This is a genomic window from Bacillus sp. AFS040349 (assembly GCF_002577655.1).
In the GTDB taxonomy this organism is placed as follows: Bacteria; Bacillota; Bacilli; order Bacillales; family Bacillaceae; genus Metabacillus.
Genome location: NZ_NUMC01000190.1, coordinates 1 through 2,215, shown reverse-complemented (window position 1 = coordinate 2,215; position 2,215 = coordinate 1). Strand labels below are relative to the sequence as shown.

The window sequence follows — 2,215 nt, the reverse complement described above, 5'->3', positions numbered from 1 at the left end:
AACGGCTTGCTGGGCACGCAATAAAGAGGAGCACATATTAGTCGTGTATAATATGTGCTCTTTTTTTATTACATAAAAGCGCCCGTTTGTGGAGAATCAATTATTTAGTTTTTTCTCATAACCTTTTCCAACAACTGTCTCTTTATTCAAATCCACATAGACAATAAGTTTGCCTAAAGAATCAGTTTCAGTACCATTAAATATTACTGCATATAGCCTCTTACCGATAAGATTATTGCCAAGCTGTTCACTTAATTCATCATTTACTGTCACTTTTTTTACTGATGAATCTTTTGGAGACACAGGAATTTTATCTTGTTCCTCTTTTGTTAGGCTATTAAAGGCAACCATCTCAATTGGTAATTTCCCCCCTTGAAAAAAATTACATCCACTAATCAACATAGATAGGCAGGCTAAAAGAGAAATCAAAATATGTTTTTTCAAAATCTCACTCCTATAAGGTACTCTATTAATAGTTCTTCTTCTTCGATATGTAAAAGCGATCACTTTCTGCAACAATCGCGCTTTGATGAAGAACAATATTCTTCTATTTTTTTGCATAGTATCGTTGTACTACGCAGAAAAGGATCTTTTGTTTTTCTGGTTTCTAGTTCAACATGAGCACCTGTTAGCTTAAAACTCTCTTTATTAATATAGCGTATTAATACTCAGAAATATTTATAATTTCTTAGTCATAGCCCCGAAGAGTTCTCTTTTTCTTGTTTTTTTAATTCTTCCAATACAGTAGTCTGGTAGGACAATTGTTCACTTCGGAGAATAGCTTGATATGCCTCTGCATATTTTTCTTCACTTATCAGATCATTAAATTGAGAGATTTCATTTAACCACTTCTGTATGAATTCAACATTTCCATCTGGATCCTTTTTCGTTAATTCCAAAGCTTTATTCGCCATTTCTAAGGATTCACTTGGATCAATAATTGTTAATAAATAGGATATGTTTTGGAAACCAGCTGAATCCTCTGGACTTAAGCTAATCACCTTTCGTCTAGCAATGAGTGCTTCATCCCACTTCTTTTGTTCTTCTAGCATTAATGCGAATTGATGCCAAACTAAGCTTTCGTGAGAATATTTCTCTGTTATTTCTTCATAAAGTTTTCCAGCCTTTTCAAAATCTGATTCTTGCGACCATGCTTTCCATGCTTCTTCTAGATCTTCCTTCATTGAAAAAATGGTTTTGTTTAATGTATCTAATTTCACCCCTGTTAGTTGAAAGAAGGACTCTTCAAATGTTCCAGTTTCCTTTTGATGTAGGAGAATGTTCGATAATACCTCTGCATTACCTTGACGTCCTACAATATATTCGATTGCTCTTTGGGCTAAATAATATACATCCGTATTTTCCGATTCAGAATTCCAATTTTCTGATGTATGTAGGTCTGTATACTTTATATTAGTGTTAATTTCTTCTCGGATTTGGATATTATCAACAATTTGATGTCTTATATATTCACATAATCCTTCGTTATACCAAGCTGGAAATTCATCACTATGTATTCCTTTTTCCTTCGAAAATAAGTCAAGAAGAAAATGACCATATTCATGTGCAAACGTACCAATCATAAAGGATTCGCTATCTGCAAAGTTTTCTCTGCTTTGATAAATTATCACTCTTTTATTGGTTGATTCATAAGAGCCACCTATGGTTTCGGTAAAAATAGGGTTTAGCTGATTGAATTCTTTGGAACTACGAAGAACAATTACTTCTAACGTCTCGGTCTTTGTGATTTCTTCTCCAAAAATTTCTTTTTCAAGTTGCGTAATATCTTCCATTCTATTGATAATCTCTTGCACCTGTTTCTCCGTATCAGGATGGTACCTAAAGGTTATATGTTGATGCTCTAAAACAGGGTATTCCTGAATGATTTCCAGTCGCATCTCATCGCTACTTACAATTTCCCCTTGAAAAATTTGAATTTTTTCTTTTGCAGACATTATACCGAACTCATGATGTAACACAAAATTGAATCCCCAAATCCCACATAATAGAATGCTTGTTACCACTACGTAGATAAGGATTAAAGATATGCTAAATCTATTATTCAGTTTCAACCACTTTATACTCCCTCTTACTAAACCTATGAGCGTTAATACAAACAACGCAAACAAACAAATGAACCCTATTAATAAAACGATTGTTCCTATTTCATTGTCTAGAAATAAATAGATTGCCCCTAATAAAACAATTATGATCT

General features: G+C 33.3%; 2 protein-coding genes. Both read right to left on the bottom strand.

Annotated elements, in window-relative coordinates; translation table 11 throughout:
- Nucleotides 1-96 precede the first annotated feature (96 nt).
- Nucleotides 97-444: a hypothetical protein gene (locus COD11_RS25900; RefSeq protein ID WP_098799758.1), complete on the bottom strand. Its 348-nt coding sequence runs from the start codon at nt 442-444 to the stop codon at nt 97-99.
- 248 nt (nt 445-692) lie between these two features.
- Nucleotides 693-2,215: tetratricopeptide repeat protein (locus tag COD11_RS25895; RefSeq protein ID WP_218012767.1), on the bottom strand; the 1,523-nt coding region annotated here is incomplete at its 5' end.